Here is an 18,509-nt window from a genome sequence, read left to right as displayed (position 1 = left end):
CCCACTATTTTTTAACTTCCGGAAATTAACGGCTATATTAGCATTCGTCATGAGATCATACCAGATGAAATTCATCAATTATGCGGCAATTAGTTTGGCATTAATCATGCTAAATCAGTTCGCACAGGCACAAATTACACCCGATTCCATCAAGTTTGTCAGGCAGGCTACAAAACGGATGGTTTTTGACGATGACCAGTCGATTCAACTATCGACCTTAGATCCGAAAACAATAGTGGGACTATCGGTTATGCATCCGGTTACCCACTATACCTCAGAACATGCAAAAATAACCCTTGAAAAGAATGAATTACTCCTTATTGAATCCGAAAGAGAAAGCCAAACAGCAATTTGGTTAGGTGGTTTCAATCCGTTTGCAACGTACACCCTTAATTTAGATTCAGGTGTCGGGGACGGTGAAGTTGGCTTTGAATTTACCAGCCCCATTAATGCCGAACGAATGGTCATAGTTGAACAATTTAAGGATAGCCTGATCATTGGTTTACAATTGAGCGTTTTTGACGCGGAGGGGAATCTGATCACCGACGAGTCAATTGCGACGGCTAATCTTAAAGAACAGAAAGTTTCCAAAGGGAACATCATCTTACAAATGCTGGGTAGCGGGCTGGTATTATACGCGAAGCATGAGGGCTTGCCAAAAGTAATTGGCCAAGCGGATTTTAATAAATATATTGACCTGAGAAAAAAAAAATACATTCATTCATTCCAATCCCGTTTATATGCCAAGTTGAAAGGGGGAGCAATCAAAGTTAAACGTGCTGAAATATCGCTCACCACAGGTGTCGGGTTGGCAGACATCAGACCAATAACCTATGAAAATGGAGAACCTCTACTCGATAACGGGAAGATTTGGTACACGATGTCGATTCGCGGGCGGGCGCTACCTCACCATCTTCAGGGGGTTTTCAGTATGAATCCAAGTGTTTTTGACATCAAATTGGAAGGAATTATTGTGTTTGATCGCCAAGACAGTCTACTGCGAAATGAAATCGCATCTCATATTTTTTTTGATAGAAATGACAAAGTTTGGCGAGGTGTAACAACCGGGTTCAGCGCGTTTGCAAATCCCGAAAAGGAAGAAAAGCAATTACTTCTTGTAGAAAGCGAAACCGATCCCAGGTTTGGGTTCTCTATTATGAATGCAAAGCCGTTTAATATAACTGGGGATATTGAAGATCCACATATTTTGTATGATGCTCATGATAAAAAATGGCGAATGGTTGCCTGCAAAAATCAAAATGGATACAAGGCCATCATGTTGGAATCTCGTTATTGGAATAAAAATTACAGGCAAATTGCCGGTCCGGTAACACATAATTCAACAGGGACTTCATTGCAAATGATAGGAGATAAACGCTACTGTTTCTCGGGCAGCTCTGACAAACAAATTTATATCTATACTTATCCTGATCTTAAGGAAGCGGGAACACTGAAAATGGATTTACCGCCATGGGATGAGCAGGCAGGCACTAGGGTTTGGCCAAATGTCGTCCAGATGCCCAACGGATACCCATTCAAATACATCGCTTTAATGATGGATCGCGTCAATTATCCTGAAATGCAAGAGCCAAATTGGACCTACGGTGCTCTATACCTCTATCATGGCTACGAATAATTATCGATAAAATAAAAATTAAACCACATGCCAGCGGATATTAACACTAAAATCACCTACATTAATAGGGTGTTTTCGGAATACACCTATTCTTATTAACACCTAAAGTATATGGTAATTAACATTTTACAAGCATAGCAATTAAAATTTTTTAGTTAAATAATTTGCGAAATGCGATGGGAGATAGATCCGTTTTGTTTTTGAATAACTTGCTGAAAGATTGTGCGTGTTCAAATCCTAGGTCGTAAGCAATTTCACTAACCGATAGGTCGGTAGTACTTAGTTTTTCTTTCGCTTTTTCAATCATCTTGTTCTGAATGTGTTGTTGTGTGTTAAGCCCGGTTGATACACGTAATAAAGTACCTAGATAGTTTGGAGAAATATTCAATTCTCCGGCGATTTTTCCAACTGTCGGCATCCCGTCTATCATCGGTTTTTCTTTCTGAAAATAGTCTGACAGTACTTGTTCAAAACGCGTTAAAATGCTATGGTTAGACTTTCTTCTGGTCAAAAATTGACGCTCATAAAAACGTTCTGCATAAATCAGCAATGTTTCAAGCTGGGCAACAATGAGATCTTGGCTAAATTTATCCATATTCGATTGGTATTCGCGTACTATTTTCTGAAGAATTTCAACTATAATCTCCTCCTCTTTTTCTGAGAGAAATAATGCTTCGTTCACAGCATATTGAAAAAAGTCATAGTTTTTGATTTTTGTAGCCAGCGGTGTGTTCCAAATAAAATCGGGATGGATAAGCAATAGCCAGCCCGTTGGTTCTACTATTACATCTTGATTGATTTCGAGCCGCAAAAACTGTTGCGGAGAAACAAAGCAGAGTACACCAGAATCAAAATCATATTGTTGCTGCCCGTAATTGAACTTTGCGTTAACATTCCGCTTTAATCCAATGGAATAAAAGTTTTGTATCCATTTAATTTCGCTATCGTCTACAGGATAACATACCTTACTGTAATCTATCAAACTGATTAATGGGTGTTCTGGCTTAGATAGATTACAGAAAGCATGGAATTCATTAATCGAATTAAAGCGGAATGTTTGATTCATGTTTAGCAATTTAGGGTATTACTTTTCTTTATACAAAATTATACCAGCGTGATGGAAAATACCATCTTTAAATTCACCGTCAGCGATAAATCCTGTGTCGTCTCTATAGTCAATATGGTTTCCTGTAGTTTTATAGCTGCCTTGGTAGACTTGCTCACGTTCACCTCTGGTTTCATCGTAACGATTATTTGACCGTAGCTCGTGGCCGATATACCCGTTTTCGGTTACCCATATATTCTTTGGTTTCTTCAATTGCGCTGTTCATTGCATTTTGTTTCTTATTCATTAAGAGGGTTAACTCATAGGTATCTAAAAACGCTATCGCACTAGTGATAAGCCCATCTTTTACTTCTAGTTTCCAGCAATAATTGTTCCTATAATCACGTCCATCTACTGCGGTAGCAGTTCCTTTCCAATGTAACCATACGTAACTTTCGTCTGCCGTTAAACTGACTAAAGTGGGTTCTATTCGAGTTTTTAATTGCGATGTGATAGGCAAAACCGATTGTTCCATAAACGCTTTTTTTCCATGATAAACGCCGGATACGGGCGAATGTCCGGCAACGATCCAAACAACATCCTCTGCCAAAATATCAAAGAAGTTAGCACTACCTTGTTGCCATTGTTCAAACTGATGGGCTATCAGTGCTTTTTTGGAAGCATCCATACTTGAAGACTGCGCATAGCTACTCGTATGCCCTACGCTTATTAATAGAATCAATAGGCTGTTGATAACGTGTATTTTTTCCATAATTCGACCGTATCAGTGATGATTTTTATCTTGTTAAACACCATATCATAGGCGTCTTCACCCAGGAATAAGTGTACCGGTGGATTATTTTCTTCAGTGACCGCAATCAGCACTTCCGCTGCTTTTTCCGGATCATTCGGTTGATTACCATCGATCTCATTCAGGTGCGCAGCTTCTACTTCCCGGGCTGTGGCATACGCTTCAATTGGAGTTGCGGGCGTCTGTACTGAACCTTTCGACAAAAAATCCGTTCTAAAATATCCCGGGTAAACCAAGGTCGTATTTACTCCGAAGGGTTTTATTTCTACAGCAAGCGCTTCCGTAAAACCGGCTACAGCAAATTTTGTGGAACAATAGATTCCGAACCCTGGGAAATTCCCCGCAAAGCCACCAATAGACGCGATGTTAAAAATGTGTCCTGATTGTTGCTTACGGAGATATTTAGCAGCATTTCGAATCACATTTAAAGCCCCAAATACATTCACTTCGAAGTTTCTTTTTACTTCTGCATCAGAAAGTTCTTCTAATGTACCAATCTGGCTGTACCCTGCATTGTTCACTACAACATCTATTCGTCCAAAATGGTTAACTGCTGTTTCTATCTTTTTTACAACATCATCATTGTTAGTGAGATCCATTTCAAGGGCTAAAAAATTACCACTATTGCCGATGGCATCGATAAGCGATTGCCGTTTCCTAGACGTGGCGACGACTTGATAATCCCGGGCCAATAATGCTTTAACCAATGTCAATCCTAAACCTTTGGATGCACCGGTTACAAACCATACTTTTTTTGTGTTCATAGTCATAAATTTTTATTATGTAAATACTAATACAAAGGTGGCTACTCCAAACAAGATGAATGTAGCTATATCGGAGATTGTTGTAGTTATATCGTGCAAGTAATCGCCAAATGATCTTACTTGACGAGTCTTTTAAATATCGCAATAATCAACAATACTGAAGAAAACACTATAAATTTGTCTGATCCTAAGAATAGCAAATGTGATTTTTTCATAATCGACACAATGAAACTATATATTCCTAAAATATCGCTAAAAACCCTCTCTGAAAAAGAATTGGAAAGGTATCATATGTTAGACAGCCGGGCATTTGGTAAAGGTCTAGCCTATCGGGTAGCCGCAAAATTAACACGAAGCCCTAACGAAAGCGGAGGACTTTATTTCGCACATAGGGATTATTGTGGTATGGGACTGTATCTCAACGACGGGCAATTTACCCTAGGCACCGTATATGACGGTCGAGGGCCTTTCCCGATTGTGGCAACATTCGAATCGGAGAAAGACTTTTCGCAATGGTTGGCCGAACAAAGTGATCAAAGCATGGCTTTGTACGGTGAAAAGTTCGACAATCAAACCATTACGAAAATACGATTGGAGTGGTACTTAGAAGAACACTATAGCACCAGTTGGAATGCATACTGTCACTACATCAGGATAATGGAGAAACTATGAAAAATTATCTATTCATTATGTCATCAGAACCGTTTATTTTTAGATTTCTTAAAACCACACGCATAATAGCGAGCCGTTGCATTAACAAAAAAGTATGGAAAAAATTAACTTTAAATTACTGGCTGAGTCGAACAGGAAGCCTTATTTTAATACGATCATCAGTCAGGTTAACGACCATGTCGTCAGGATGAGTGTTATGACAAGTGCATACCCATGGCATCTGCATCCTAACTCCGACGAAACCTTCATTGGCATGGAAGGAATAGTAATTATTGAAACTTACCAAGAGAGATACGAACTAACGCCTGGCAGTTCGATCACCATCCCTCGGAATGTTCCACATCGCACGAAGCCAAAAGGCGATCGAAGCGTCAACCTCACTGTAGAGCGTGCTAACATAGAAACGCACTATATGGAAGAAGAACAATGACAGAACAGAAGATGTTGATGTCTACGGTTCATTTCTTATCGGAATACAAATTTTGAACGAAAAGGGCGTAATTTTAAAAATGCTAAATGGAGCTGACCTTTCAAAATTTTCAAAGGAGCATATTTATAACCATTACGTTGCTAAAATAAAACCGGGAAAACACAGTTTAGTGATACCCTTGGGAGCCAAAGCAGACTTAATCATGCGAATGGGAGACATTCTCTTAGAAAAGACGAAACCTATATAGACATCAGTGGAATAACATGGCCTATTGAAATCAGATAGATAGAAAGACTGTATCTAGTACATGACGGTCTGTATATCCGGTATTTTGAAGCAAAAAGGTGTTTCTATTATAAGGAATGGTATAAGCTCAAAAAAACGAATGATGCTGAATGTGCTATCAGCAGCGAGGGTCTACTCTATTGAAATATCAACCTATTAGATTTTGATTGTTTAACCAAATTTTATAAATTAGTCAGTATAAACATAAATTAGTCAGTATTAAAACAGTACCTCTAGCCTGCTTGTTTTGTCAAGCGGCGTTTAGGAACATATTCATTCTCAACACAAATTTTTTAAAATGGAATCAAAAGACATCAATAAATGTCCATTTCATGGCACACAACCAAAGCAAGGTGTTGGTGGTAGTGGTACCAGAAATCAAGACTGGTGGCCTAATCAATTAAAATTAAGCATTCTACGTCAACACTCTGCTCTATCTAATCCGATGGACGAGGAGTTTAACTATGCAGAAGCGTTTAAAAGCCTGGATCTCGAAGCTGTAAAACAAGACCTTCATACGCTTATGACAGACTCACAGGACTGGTGGCCGGCAGATTTTGGTCACTATGGCCCGTTGTTTATACGTATGGCGTGGCATAGTGCTGGCACCTATCGCGTAGGTGATGGACGTGGTGGTGCCGGAGCAGGACAGCAACGCTTTGCACCCCTAAATAGTTGGCCCGACAATGTAAGTCTTGATAAAGCGCGCAGGTTACTTTGGCCTATCAAACAGAAATATGGCCGTAAGATTTCGTGGGCCGACCTGCTAATCCTTGCAGGTAATATAGCGCTTGAATCAATGGGTTTTAAAACATTTGGATTTGCCGGCGGACGCGAAGATACGTGGGAACCTGAAGAGGATGTGTATTGGGGTGCTGAAACTACATGGTTGGGAGGCGACGTGCGTTATGCCCATGGCTCTGAAGGTGTAGAGGAAGATCACGGTGTGCTTGTATCAGACGACGATGCAGATGGTGATATACACTCTCGCAATCTAGAAAAACCCCTTGCTGCCGTACAGATGGGATTGATCTACGTAAACCCGGAAGGTCCAGACGGCAACCCCGATCCCATTGCAGCCGCTAAAGACATCCGTGATACCTTCGGTCGTATGGCAATGGACGACGAAGAAACGGTTGCGCTGATTGCAGGTGGGCACAGCTTTGGTAAAACACACGGTGCCGCGCCTGCAACACATGTGGGAAAAGAGCCCGAAGCTGCAGAAATAGAATTGCAAGGGCTCGGCTGGAGTAGCAGTTACGGCACAGGTAAGGGGGCAGATACCATTACCAGTGGTCTGGAGGTTATATGGACCAAAACACCTACTCAGTGGAGCAATAATTTTTTCGAAAACCTATTTGGTTTTGAATGGGAATTAACTAAAAGCCCTGCTGGTGCACATCAATGGGTGGCAAAAAATGCAGGTGATATTATCCCCGATGCATTTGATGCTTCAAAAAGGCATGCGCCTACGATGCTCACCACCGATCTTTCTTTACGACTTGACCCCGGATTTGAAAAGATATCAAGGCATTTTCTCGAAAATCCGGAAGCATTTGCCGACGCATTTGCCCGTGCATGGTTTAAACTTACGCATCGTGACATGGGGCCTCGCAGTCGCTATCTCGGTCCGGACGTACCTGAAGAAGAACTGATTTGGCAAGACCCTATCCCTGCTGTTGATCATCTACTAGTAGATGCTAATGATATTGCGGCACTGAAAGCAAAAATCCTTGGTGCAGGCTTAGACTCATCGGCGTTGGTATCTACAGCCTGGGCCTCTGCTTCTACCTTCCGAGCATCGGATAAACGTGGTGGTGCTAATGGTGCACGCATTCGCCTTGCGCCTCAAAAAGATTGGGAGGTGAATAATCCTGCTCAGCTCGCCAAAGTATTGGATGCACTGAAAAGTATTCAGCAGGAATTTAATGCAACGCAAACTGGAGATAAAAAAGTCTCTCTGGCTGATTTAATTATATTGGCTGGTTCTGCTGCGATTGAAAAAGCTGCCCAAAATGCCGGGCACAATATTACTGTTCCATTTACACCGGGCAGAATGGATGCTTCTCAGGAACAAACAGATGTAGACTCTATTGGCTTCCTAGTGCCCATAGCAGATGGTTTCCGAAACTATCGCAAGAAGGGGTTCCCCGCATCTACAGAAGCACTACTGGTTGACAAAGCACAACTGCTAGGGCTCTCCGCTCCTGAGCTTACGGTGCTGGTAGGTGGCATGCGCGTACTGGATACAAATTTTGATGGTTCTGCTCATGGCATTTTCACAAAAACTCCCGGAACATTAACGAACGATTTTTTTGTTAACCTGCTCGATATGAGCACTGCATGGAAAGCAGCTTCTGAAGATAACGAGCTGTACCAGGGCCATGATAGAGCGACAGGGCAACCTAAATGGACAGCCACCCGCGCCGATTTGGTATTTGGTTCAAACGCTGAACTGAGAGCTATTGCTGAAGTATATGGAAGTACCGATGCGAAGGATAAATTTGTGAAAGACTTTGTAGCTGCATGGACCAAGGTGATGGACGCGGATAGGTTTGACCTTGTATAATAGTTGTTAATATTAACCATAGATAATAAAAAGGCGCTGGTTTCCCATCGCCTTTTTCATTGAAAAAAATATTTCTCCAAACCTGTCCAATTATGTATTATTCAATCATTATTATAGTATCACTCATAGATTCAATAATTAAAATCAAAAACAATGAAAGAATTCATGTTACTTTTTCGCATGCCCAACGATGTTGATGATAGTGAGGTTACTCCTGAAGAATGGGAGAAACTCGGTAAAAAATGGGGAGATTGGGTCGGCGGTATTGCAGCACAGGGAAAAGTAGTAAGCACAGGACCAAGGCTGGAGCCCACAGGCAAAGTACTGAAGAAGAGCGGCGTCGTTACTGACGGTCCTTTTGTGGAAGTCCGTGAGATTCTTGGTGGCTTTTTAAGAATTAAAGCTGATAGTTTGGATGAAGCCACAACACTAGCTCACGGCTGCCCAGCCATTGATCAGGGAGGCAGTGTTGAAATCAGACCAGTTTATGTGCAGCCCTAATTAAATATCAATCAAAAACCCACCGTCTAGCAAGACCGTGGGTTTCCGTAATTAATGATGAACAAAGAAACCGGAATTATTTCCAACTTGTTCCGACAGGAATTTTCTAAAATGGTTGCTGTTATCAGTAAGGGCTACGGCCTACAGTACATCGAATTAGCCGAAGATATCGTAAGTGAGACATTTTTAGTGGCAACAGAATCATGGAAGCAGAAAGGAATACCACCCAACCCTGCCGCATGGCTCTATACCGTTGCCAAGCAAAAAACAAATTACCATTTCCGCAGAAACAGAATCTTAAACGATAAAGTGATTCCACAATTACAAACCGGTCAGGAAATAGCAGAAGAAATTGCCGAAGTAAATTTTTCAACGCAGCATATAAAAGACAGCCAGCTGCAAATGCTCTTTGCCATTTGTAATCCGGCCATTGCAAGTGAAGCACAAATAGGTTTGGCGTTGCGTGTACTATGCGGTTTTGGTATTGAAGAAATTGCGGAAGCGTTTCTCACCAATAAAGAAACGATCAATAAAAGGTTGTTCAGAGCAAAAGAAAGATTGCGGACGGAAAAAATTAAAATGGAATTTCCCGCCGATAGTGAAGTCAGCAATCGCCTTGATAATGCTCTGCACATTATTTACCTGCTTTTCAACGAAGGATACTATTCCAAAACTCAAAATCAGCTATTACAGAAAGAATTATGCCGTGAAGCTATGCGATTGGGCGTTATGCTTATCGAAAACGAAAGTACAAATAACCCTAAAACAAATGCGCTCATGGCATTGATGTGCTTTCATGCGTCGAGGTTCGATGCACGGCAAAGCAGTGAAGATGATTTTGTGCTATATGAAAATCAAGATGAAAATAGCTGGAATAAGGAGCTTATCAATCAAGGGATGTATTTCCTTAGCCGATCGGCAACAGGGAATGAAATCACTTCTTACCACCTTGAAGCTAAAATTGCCCATAGCCACTGTTCCAAAGCTGATACAAAAGAAAAATGGGAAGAAATTTTGCAATTATATAATCAGTTGCTTTTGGTAAACTACTCTCCTGCTGTTGCGCTCAACCGTACTTATGCTTTATATAAAGCCGATGGAAAAGAGAAGGCATTGAAGGAAGCAGAGAAATTAAAACTGACAAATAATCATTTCTACTTTGTTTTGCTCGGCGAATTATACAAAGAGATAGACGATAACAAAGCAACCGAAAGTTTTCGACGGGCATTTGCACTTGCAAAAACCGATACGGAAAGGAAAATCATTACAAGACGAATGCAGGTAATTGATACGGAGAAATAGAGCTGCGTATAAAAATAACACATTATGAAAAAACGGGATAAAATTATCTATTGGATTGCTACCATTTGGCTTGCATTGGGAATGCTTTCAACTGGAATCGTGCAATTAATTAAAATGGAAGAAGAGGTAGAGGTTACAACAAAATTAGGCTACCCCATCTATTTCTTAACCATACTCGGTATCTGGAAACTGTTGGGAGTCGTAACCGTACTTATTCCTAACTTTGCTTTACTAAAAGAATGGGCTTATGCAGGCTTTTTCTTTGCCATGTCTGGAGCGATATTTTCACATATCGCATCGGGTGATTCGGTGAATGAACTATTTCCACCGTTGTTATTACTAATCCTGACGATAGTATCATGGTATTTCAGACCTGCAAATAGAAAAATCGTCTCTTTAATCAATAAATAGATAAATGAATAGCAAAAAAAAGGAATTGTCATCGGAACAAGCCGAAGAATTACTCAGCACATTGAAAGAACGTTTTGAAAAAAACAGGGATCGTCATAAAAATATTGAATGGACTAACGTGCAAGCAAAGCTAGAAACTAATACTGACAAGCTATGTTCTCTCCATTTCATGGAGAGAACTGGTGGTGAACCAGATGTTGTTAGTTATGATAAAAAGACGGATGAATACCTGTTTTATGATTGTGCAGCAGAAAGCCCTAAAGGCCGTAGAAGCATTTGTTACGACCGCAAGGCGCTAGAAGCAAGGAAAACGCATAAACCGGCTAATACCGCTAAGGATATGGCAGCGGAAATGGGTATTGAGCTGTTAACGGAAGAGCAATATCAGGAGTTGCAGCAACTAGGGGAATTTGATACGAAAACATCTAGCTGGATAGAAACGCCTGATGATGTAAGAAAACTTGGGGGTGCTATCTTTGGTGATTCGCGCTTCGGCCGCGTCTTTGTATACCACAATGGCGCGGACTCTTATTATGGCGCTAGAGGATTCCGTGGTTCGCTAAGAGTTTAAACTCCACACCAAAAGCCATAAAATCTAGGTAGATGTGACGTAGAACGTAAGACAAAAAACTGTTTATCGTTCTACAAGCTCCTTTACGTTTTCTCCGTAAAAATCGACCTCTTGGCTGTTCATTTTGAGCAATTGATACCATTTCCGGAATGCGCCAACAAATACGATTAACATCAATATCATTGCAACTATAGCCAGAATGGCCAGCAAAAATTCGCCCTCCGGAAGATACATGGTTGTTACTTGAATATACCCGGCCCAAAAGGTTATAAAGGCCATGAATACACCTGGTATTGCGGCACATAAGGCGTGCTTCCCTCGATTTAAACGGATCAACATTGTGGTACAAACGATTAATCCACATGCTGCAAGTAGTTGGTTACTGATACCAAAAAGTGGCCAGATGCTACTTACATTTCCAGTAAAGACCAAATAACCCCAGGCGAAAGTAAAGAGCAAGCTGCTGATAATAACTCCCGGTGTCCACTTTTGATCATTGAATTTAGGTAACACGGTTCCGAGCATCTCCTGTAGGAAGAAACGACCAACACGGGTACCAGCATCGATAGCGGTGAGGATAAAAACTGCTTCAAACATAATCGCAAAATTGTACCAATATGCCATGAGCGTATCCATGCCAGGAATTTTATTAAAGATATGTGCCATCCCTACAGCAAGGGAAACTGCTCCGCCCGTCCGACCGTGAAGATCAATCCCCACCTTCTCTGAGAAATAATCAATTTCAACTGCATGTAGAGACGGGTGAGCGGCCAAAAAAGCATCGTAACCTTCCTTAGGCGTATTGATGGCAAAATAGTCACCCGGCATTAAGGTACAGGCAGCAATCAATGCCATCAAGGCCACGAAGCCTTCCACCAACATAGCGCCATAACCTACAAAGAGAATCTCACGCTCATTGGCGATCATTTTTGGTGTCGTCCCTGTGGCAATCACCGCATGGAACCCAGAAATAGCCCCGCAAGCAATGACGATAAAGATAAACGGCAGCACAGGTCCGCCTATTACCGGTCCTCCACCGTGGATAAAAGAAGTCATTGCAGGCATCTGCAGCGTGGGATGAATGAAAACAACACCAATGGCCAGCATCACGATCGTACCTATTTTGAGGTAGGTAGAAAGGTAATCGCGCGGAACAAGCAGCAGCCATACCGGAAGTACAGAGGCCAGAAACCCGTAAAGTGGTATAGCTACGGAGATGGTTTTGATATCCCAACTGAACAACTTATCGATCACCTCGTACTGCATCAGACTGTGACCTCCAATGATTCCGGCAATGAGCAGCACCCCGCCTAGGATGCTGGCAAAAAGCACACTATTGGCCCGATACCTCATAATCAAACCCATCAAGATAGCGATTGGCATAGTAATTAGCACAGTAAAGAGCGACCAGGACGCTTCATGCATAGCGTTGATACAAGCCAAGGAAAGGCCTGCGAGTGTTAAGATCAGAATAAACAAGATGGCAAAACCGGCCACCGTTCCCGTCAAAGTGCCAATTTCCTTTGAAGCAATAGTAGCCAAACTTTGCCCTTTGTGCCGTACCGATGCAAAAAGCACAACCATATCGTGTACCCCACCTCCCAGCACGCAACCGATTAGTATCCACAAGGTTCCTGGCAGATAACCGAACTGTGCAGCAAGTACAGGGCCAACCAAGGGGCCAGCAGCCGCAATGGCGGCAAAGTGGTGCCCAAAAAGCACATTCCTATTTGTAGCCACATAGTCCTTCCCATCTGCGAACTCCACCGCTGGAGTAACGTGATTATTGCTTAATCTCAAGGTTTTATTTGCAAGATAAATACCGTAGAAACGATAGGCTATCGCAAAAATCAATATAGACGTAAAGACTAAAGTGAGGGCGTTGATACCGTTTAAAAATTCCATTGAACTATCATAGTAAGTGTTTACAATACTTGGTATTTCACAAATATAAAATTTATCGCGATACTTCCTCCCTATTTCATAATCCTATAGTCTTATCGCGACTAATAACGGCTGGCGGCCGGCTCCCATTTTTTAAACGCTAATTCACAATATCTTTTTCTTTTACACGAGACCCTATTCGAGCGTAATAAAGCATCAAAAGTTCACATACAACAGTTAAAGTCCAAGTCCATCGCCAAGACCCCAGTATATCGGCTAACCCTCCTTGTACTAGGGTGAACACTGCTCCTCCGAAAACAGCCGATATAAACACACCAGAGGCTTTTGAGGTGTATTTATTAAGCCCTTTAATTGCCAGCGAATAAATGCAGCTCCACATCGATGAATGTAAAAGACCGATAGCGACCAAAAACCATAAATTTTGTGTTATCATACTCACAAGGGCGAGTATGGTTGCCAATACCGTTGTGGTAGTGAGTTGTGTTCTTGCTGAAATATTACTGAAAAAACTGGATATAGACCGCCCCACAAGAAACCCACCCCAATATAAGGTGGAAAGCAACGCATGTATTCCCAAATCCAACCCGCCAAATACCATGTCCGTTCTCCCAAAAAACGTTATCGGATGACCGGAACGCATAAGTTCGAAAGCATGCAGATTAATATTGGCCCCTATGGCCACTTCAGTCCCCACATAAAAGAATATGGCAAGAACTCCCAGTGCGAAATGCCGAAAAGACCAGATACTTCTTTCCAACTTCTCCCCTACAGCCGCCCGGGTATGGGCGATATCAGGTAAATGAACCCTCTTGGTCATCAGAAATACGATACCTATACAGCCGATAATAAAAATAAAAGGAATAATCAGTTGCCGAACCTGTATTTGTTCTATGGATATACCACTAAATATGATCGCCGTAACAAAAAAAGGAGCAGATGTTGTTCCTACAGAGTTAACAGCAGTTGTAATATTTAAGCGCTGCACAGGCTGGGTTCCGGGCAGATGGTAAGACGCCACATAAGGATTAACAACCACCTGAATAATAGCTGCAGATGTTCCCATTAAATAAGACCCCAATAGGAAAATAAAAAACCCAGAAGGAATAGTAGCATCGCCATACTGTAAACTCACATTTGGGTACTTATATCCCACAAGGGAAGATAACAAATACGTACACAAGCCAAAAATCATGAATAACAAACCCCGTAATATGGTCTTTTTATAACCAAAGGCATTTACCCATTTACTTCCCAATGTTCCATTTATTAAGTAACCTAAAAAGAAAAAGAAAGAAATTAATGTGGTGAAGGTATTTTTGAGCCTGCCTGAGTTCTCGAGAAAAGTAAACTGTAGAGGTGCCTGTAACTGTTCGTTCACCGTAGTCAAGAAACCTACGAGAAAATATATAAAGGTTACGATAAGGAAGGGTAATATGGTCGCCTTTTGTGATGTTGATTCCATTATTTTACCAAATAATTTAAGTATACAGCTGTTTTAATGAACAGCAGATATCAATACTGATGTTATACCTTGATCTTTAATGCGATTTACAAATGTGCTATATAAAAGCACGAAAGGTTCAACCCTTTTTAAATGAATACTTTTGAAGGCAGATAAATCCAAGAAATCAATCGGTTCGTCACTGGCAATGCATTTTTTATCGTCTACAGTTAACCAAGGTTCTGCAATTTCATAGGACAATCCCTTTTCATCTACTTTATATTTTAGGTAATGTCTATAGGAAGCTATTAGAAAAGCAACACGGCTAAGGTCTTTCTGATCGTCAATCATTTTAGATAGGTTTGGCATAATATATACAGGAAACTTTGAAACACCGTCAAAACACAATCTACTGACTTGGTCACTTACAGACCGATTGCCAAATCTTTCCATAAGCGTTTGTTTATACTGATCCAAGTCTGTGTTGCCAGGTGCCGGTACATACGGCGTTATATCAATATCCATAAAATCACGAATGTATCGGCAGATCGTATCATCCTGCATCGCTTCATCTACTTTACGGTATCCTTTAATGAAAGATGGATAAGATAATAAAATATGCGACGCGTTTAAAAGACTTAGTTTCATGTTTTCGTAGGCAGCTACATCATTGGTAAACTCGACACCCACCCTCTCTAAAGCAGGTCTGCCAGCGATAAAGTTGTCTTCTATTACCCACTGACAAAAGTCCTCACAATAAACAGGAGCTTTATCATTGAAACCACTAATTTGATCAAGCCTTTTAATATCTTCAAGAGTAGTGGCAGGTGTTATACGATCTACCATACTGTTAGGGAACGTTACATTCGTTGCGACCCAAGAGGCTAATTCTTTATCCTGTGCTTCCATAAAGGATAGGAAGGCTTTTTTAGCTGTACTTCCGTTATGCTGTAAGTTGTCGCACGATAAGATGGTAAGACCTCCACCACGATTTTCCTTACGTTTGCGAAGTCCTTCTGCAATAAAACCGAATACAGTTGTAGGTTGGCTTGGGTTTTCTATATCATGCTTTATTTTTTCATCATCGAGGTTAAACTTATTGGTCTCTTTATCTAGATTGTACCCCCCTTCTGTAATAGTAAGCGTGACGATTTTAATCGACCTTTCCGCTATTTTCTTTGTTACTGCTGCCGGCTGTTCTATACCCCAGAGCAATTCTCGCAATGAACCTACTTTATAGATTTCATCGTTGCCGTCTCTACCAAAAACAGTTAGTGTGTAATCAAGATGCTGCGACCTTAGATTTTCAACTATTTTTTGATCTGAAGGTAATAAGCATACGCCACATATTCCCCACCCATGTTGATCTTTATCTGCTAATAGTCTATTGATATAAAACTGCTGATGTGCTCTATGGAAGTTGCCAACACCAATATGCAATATGCCAGATTCGATCGTATTGGGATCATAATTATAAGGTATGATATTCATTTTATTGTTATGTTTAATTGGCTTACGATGGTAAATTAAATCAATAATTGTAAATTAGTAAGCATAATCCCAAAGAAAAACGATTTGGGATCGTTACCAATCTTGTGGGATCGTTACCAAATGTAAAAGTCTTTTAACTTTTGCTAGCACTTAATGGCAAATTTTACTACCTTAATTGGGCAAAATCATGAAACGCATAACCATAAAAGACCTTTCGAAACACTTATCATTATCAACATCGACAATTTCCAGGGCATTTGTTAATGATAAAAGTATACATCCAGAGACCAAGAAAAGAGTATTACAAGCAGCAGAAAAATTGGGTTATAAGCCTAATCCGGCTGCGCTGAACTTAAAATATGGGCAGTCTAAAAACATTGGATTTGTAGTACCCGAAATGGTAACGCCGTTTTCTACTGCTGTATTACGCGGAATCCAAAAAACCCTCAATCCGCAAGGTTACAGAATTATTATTTTACAGTCGGACGAGAGCCCTGCAATAGAAAGACAGCATCTCTTGTTTCTGGAAGAATTTAATGTAGAAGCTATCATTATTAACTTGTGCCACGAGACATACAATCAGGATTTATATCAGGAAATTCTGGAAAGAGGAACACCATTGATCTTCTTTGACAGAATACCAAGTACTTCTCTGAACGTTTCGAAAGTTATTGTAAACGATCATATTAAAGCCTCTCTAATGGTGGAACATCTCATTGGGATTGGCCGGAAAAGAATCGCCCATATCATGGGTCCTTCTTCCATTCGGAACGCAACTGAAAGGGCAATGGGATACCAACGTATCCTTACAAAACATCAGCTTTTTGATCAAGATTTAATCGTAAAAACGGAAGGTATAGGTTTTGAATATGGACGAAATGCTGTACGACATCTGATGCATAAAAAGGTTCAATTCGATGCTATTTTTGCATTTACCGATACCTTAGCGATTGGAGCAATGAACTTTCTCCTTGAAAATAACGTTAAAATTCCCGATGAGGTTGCCATTGCCAGTTTTTCCGGAACCGAATTATCGACCATTGTTTATCCGGCATTAACCACAGTTGAGCAACCTCTCGAAAAAATGGGAGAAGCTGCTGCCGAACTGGTATTGGAAAAAATTCAGGGTGGCTCTGTAGCTAGCAGAACAATTGTTTTAGCTCCCGAACTGGTATATAGAGGCTCTACAGAACATCATAGTTGACAACCTTTATATAAAATGATATAGAAACACGACGTCACCAACGTAAGCTGGCTTTGCTTGATCTTTGATAGTAAGCGTAGCTTCAATAACAACTTTTGTAATTCCTCTTAAATTAACTACCGAATTTAGTTTAGCTTTCAGCTGAACCTCACTGTCTACCAAAACAGCCTGCCCAAACTTAAGACGTTCTATCCCGTAGTTTATTTCCATTTTAAGATTGCGAACGTCCGCTATCTGCTTCCACAGATACGGGATTAGCGAAAGCGTTAAATAACCATGTGCGATGGTGGTATTAAACGGCCCTTCACTTTCCGCTTTTTTTCTATCCACATGTATCCATTGATGATCTAGTGTGGCATCAGCAAATTTATTAACCTGTTCCTGATCTATTTTATGCCATTTAGATGCACCTAGTTGTTTACCTTCGTATGATTTAAACTCCTCAAAATTATTGATTACAAGCATATATTTTTTATTGGTCAACAAATGTTTCAAAACCTCTTCAGATACAAAATTTCCGAACCACAATAAATAATCGTGTAGTGTTTGCCTTCTAATCAATATTGATGTCCTGAAGGTTATAAAAGTATTGAAAAAAACTAAAAAGACCTATAAAAATTAATCGCAAAACGATATATATTCTTACTGACTTCAGGTTCTATCCGTAATGAAGTGTACAGAATCGTTAATTTGCGCCCTGATGAACGGCTGTTTAATCTGGACTTAGTACGGCCACTAATAACTCCTGTTGCACCATAGCTTTTCTGCTAACTTATAAGCACCTGATATTTCCTCCAATTATCGATAATTACCCAAAGGTTAATCAAGAACATGATGCCTGCTATAGCAAGCCCAGAGGGCATATAGATAGTATTATGTACAATAACACCTACCATAACAGGTAAGATAACAATTGCGCCCAACGCTCTGGTTTTAGGTAGAATAAATAATAGCCCTCCTATAATTTCAATTGCACCTACTAAAGGCATCATCCATTTAACCTGTTCGATAGCTTCGCTCACCGTTAGCATCTCTCCTTCCAGGGGAGGCACAGGCATGTAATGCAAGAATTTATCTAATCCGGCATTGATAAACATCAAACCAAATAACACGCAGAGAATAGTTTTTACCGTTTTCATAATTTATTGTTTTAAAATTGTTTACTGTTTTTGTTTTATAGCAAACCCAGCCATTTAAATGGCTACGAATTTTTGCCCGTTAACTTTAAAATCATTAAGCTATAACAAAATTAGCAAATTAAACCTGCCAAAACACGGATAAAATCCGGCAAATAAAGGGGCGTTATGCGACAAAAAGAACGAAAGCGTCTGCACTCGAGAGGACAAATATAGATATTGGCATACTTTTTATTCGCAATTATTGAAGCGATCAATCGTTATAAACCATAGTTAACATAAAAAACCAGGCTAATCTGAGGAGAAAACCAACTAAGAAACACAAACACGCGGCA

At 40.5% G+C, this 18,509-nt stretch carries 19 protein-coding genes; 10 read left to right on the top strand and 9 right to left on the bottom strand.

What is annotated here, in order from left to right:
- Window positions 1–49 precede the first annotated feature (49 nt).
- Window positions 50–1,636, top strand: coding sequence for a hypothetical protein (locus tag H8S90_RS09535; protein ID WP_187342320.1), 1,587 nt, complete (start codon window positions 50–52; stop codon window positions 1,634–1,636).
- Between the two features lie 151 nt (window positions 1,637–1,787).
- Here H8S90_RS09535 and H8S90_RS09530 read toward each other — a convergent pair whose 3' ends face one another.
- The 4 genes from H8S90_RS09530 to H8S90_RS09515 are packed head-to-tail and all read right to left on the bottom strand — an operon-like array spanning window position 1,788 to window position 4,256.
- Window positions 1,788–2,702 (bottom strand): AraC family transcriptional regulator, encoded by a 915-nt coding sequence (locus H8S90_RS09530; RefSeq protein ID WP_187342319.1) that lies wholly within the window; start codon window positions 2,700–2,702, stop codon window positions 1,788–1,790.
- 18 nt (window positions 2,703–2,720) lie between these two features.
- Window positions 2,721–2,954, bottom strand: a complete 234-nt coding sequence (locus H8S90_RS26415) for an Atu4866 domain-containing protein (RefSeq protein WP_187342318.1) — start codon at window positions 2,952–2,954, stop codon at window positions 2,721–2,723.
- Window positions 2,887–3,453 (bottom strand): nuclear transport factor 2 family protein, encoded by a 567-nt coding sequence (locus tag H8S90_RS09520; RefSeq protein ID WP_187342317.1) that lies wholly within the window; start codon window positions 3,451–3,453, stop codon window positions 2,887–2,889. Before H8S90_RS09520 ends, H8S90_RS26415 begins: the two co-directional genes overlap by 68 nt.
- On the bottom strand, window positions 3,420–4,256 hold the full coding sequence (locus tag H8S90_RS09515) for an SDR family NAD(P)-dependent oxidoreductase (protein WP_187342316.1): 837 nt from the start codon (window positions 4,254–4,256) through the stop codon (window positions 3,420–3,422). Before H8S90_RS09515 ends, H8S90_RS09520 begins: the two co-directional genes overlap by 34 nt.
- A 225-nt stretch (window positions 4,257–4,481) precedes the next feature.
- On the opposite strand from H8S90_RS09515, the gene H8S90_RS09510 reads away from it, so the two are divergent.
- The 8 genes from H8S90_RS09510 (at window position 4,482) to H8S90_RS09475 (ending at window position 10,997) form a co-directional block, all read left to right on the top strand.
- Entirely contained in the window at window positions 4,482–4,928 is a 447-nt protein-coding gene (locus H8S90_RS09510; protein ID WP_187342315.1) for a hypothetical protein, read from the top strand.
- Between the two features lie 196 nt (window positions 4,929–5,124).
- Window positions 5,125–5,358 carry a cupin domain-containing protein gene (locus tag H8S90_RS09505; protein WP_255501885.1) on the top strand — a complete coding sequence of 78 codons (234 nt, stop codon included), beginning with the start codon at window positions 5,125–5,127 and terminating at the stop codon, window positions 5,356–5,358.
- 52 nt (window positions 5,359–5,410) lie between these two features.
- Window positions 5,411–5,605: a TQO small subunit DoxA domain-containing protein gene (locus H8S90_RS09500; protein WP_255501884.1), complete on the top strand. Its 195-nt coding sequence runs from the start codon at window positions 5,411–5,413 to the stop codon at window positions 5,603–5,605.
- A 336-nt stretch (window positions 5,606–5,941) separates the two neighbouring features.
- Window positions 5,942–8,212, top strand: coding sequence for a catalase/peroxidase HPI (gene katG, locus H8S90_RS09495; protein ID WP_187342313.1), 2,271 nt, complete (start codon window positions 5,942–5,944; stop codon window positions 8,210–8,212).
- Between the two features lie 165 nt (window positions 8,213–8,377).
- Window positions 8,378–8,713 (top strand): YciI family protein, encoded by a 336-nt coding sequence (locus H8S90_RS09490; protein WP_255501883.1) that lies wholly within the window; start codon window positions 8,378–8,380, stop codon window positions 8,711–8,713.
- A gap of 54 nt (window positions 8,714–8,767) precedes the next feature.
- Window positions 8,768–10,015 (top strand): RNA polymerase sigma factor, encoded by a 1,248-nt coding sequence (locus tag H8S90_RS09485; RefSeq protein ID WP_222852269.1) that lies wholly within the window; start codon window positions 8,768–8,770, stop codon window positions 10,013–10,015.
- A 24-nt stretch (window positions 10,016–10,039) separates the two neighbouring features.
- Entirely contained in the window at window positions 10,040–10,426 is a 387-nt protein-coding gene (locus tag H8S90_RS09480) for a DoxX family protein (RefSeq protein WP_187342311.1), read from the top strand.
- Between the two features lie 4 nt (window positions 10,427–10,430).
- Window positions 10,431–10,997, top strand: a complete 567-nt coding sequence (locus H8S90_RS09475) for a DUF4256 domain-containing protein (RefSeq protein ID WP_187342310.1) — start codon at window positions 10,431–10,433, stop codon at window positions 10,995–10,997.
- Between the two features lie 63 nt (window positions 10,998–11,060).
- Here the strand turns inward: H8S90_RS09475 and H8S90_RS09470 are convergent, their stop codons facing one another.
- The 3 genes from H8S90_RS09470 to H8S90_RS09460 form a co-directional block, all read right to left on the bottom strand.
- On the bottom strand, window positions 11,061–12,902 hold the full coding sequence (locus tag H8S90_RS09470; protein ID WP_187342309.1) for a carbon starvation protein A: 1,842 nt from the start codon (window positions 12,900–12,902) through the stop codon (window positions 11,061–11,063).
- A 139-nt stretch (window positions 12,903–13,041) separates the two neighbouring features.
- Entirely contained in the window at window positions 13,042–14,364 is a 1,323-nt protein-coding gene (locus H8S90_RS09465) for an MFS transporter (RefSeq protein ID WP_187342308.1), read from the bottom strand.
- A 33-nt stretch (window positions 14,365–14,397) separates the two neighbouring features.
- A complete protein-coding gene (locus H8S90_RS09460; protein ID WP_187342307.1) occupies window positions 14,398–15,834 on the bottom strand; it encodes a mannitol dehydrogenase family protein in 1,437 nt (478 codons plus the stop codon).
- 187 nt (window positions 15,835–16,021) lie between these two features.
- Here H8S90_RS09460 and H8S90_RS09455 point away from each other — a divergent pair, with 187 nt between their 5' ends.
- Window positions 16,022–17,038: a LacI family DNA-binding transcriptional regulator gene (locus tag H8S90_RS09455; RefSeq protein ID WP_187342306.1), complete on the top strand. Its 1,017-nt coding sequence runs from the start codon at window positions 16,022–16,024 to the stop codon at window positions 17,036–17,038.
- Between the two features lie 6 nt (window positions 17,039–17,044).
- Here the strand turns inward: H8S90_RS09455 and H8S90_RS09450 are convergent, their stop codons facing one another.
- A complete protein-coding gene (locus H8S90_RS09450; RefSeq protein ID WP_187342305.1) occupies window positions 17,045–17,503 on the bottom strand; it encodes a MaoC family dehydratase in 459 nt (152 codons plus the stop codon).
- Between the two features lie 302 nt (window positions 17,504–17,805).
- Window positions 17,806–18,177, bottom strand: a complete 372-nt coding sequence (locus tag H8S90_RS09445; RefSeq protein ID WP_187342304.1) for a DoxX family membrane protein — start codon at window positions 18,175–18,177, stop codon at window positions 17,806–17,808.
- Window positions 18,178–18,509: the final 332 nt, after the last annotated feature.

Source organism: Olivibacter sp. SDN3 (assembly GCF_014334135.1).
Classification (GTDB): domain Bacteria; phylum Bacteroidota; class Bacteroidia; order Sphingobacteriales; family Sphingobacteriaceae; genus Olivibacter.
The sequence above is the reverse complement of the archived record's forward strand: the minus strand, read 5'-3'. Positions and strand labels throughout refer to the sequence as shown.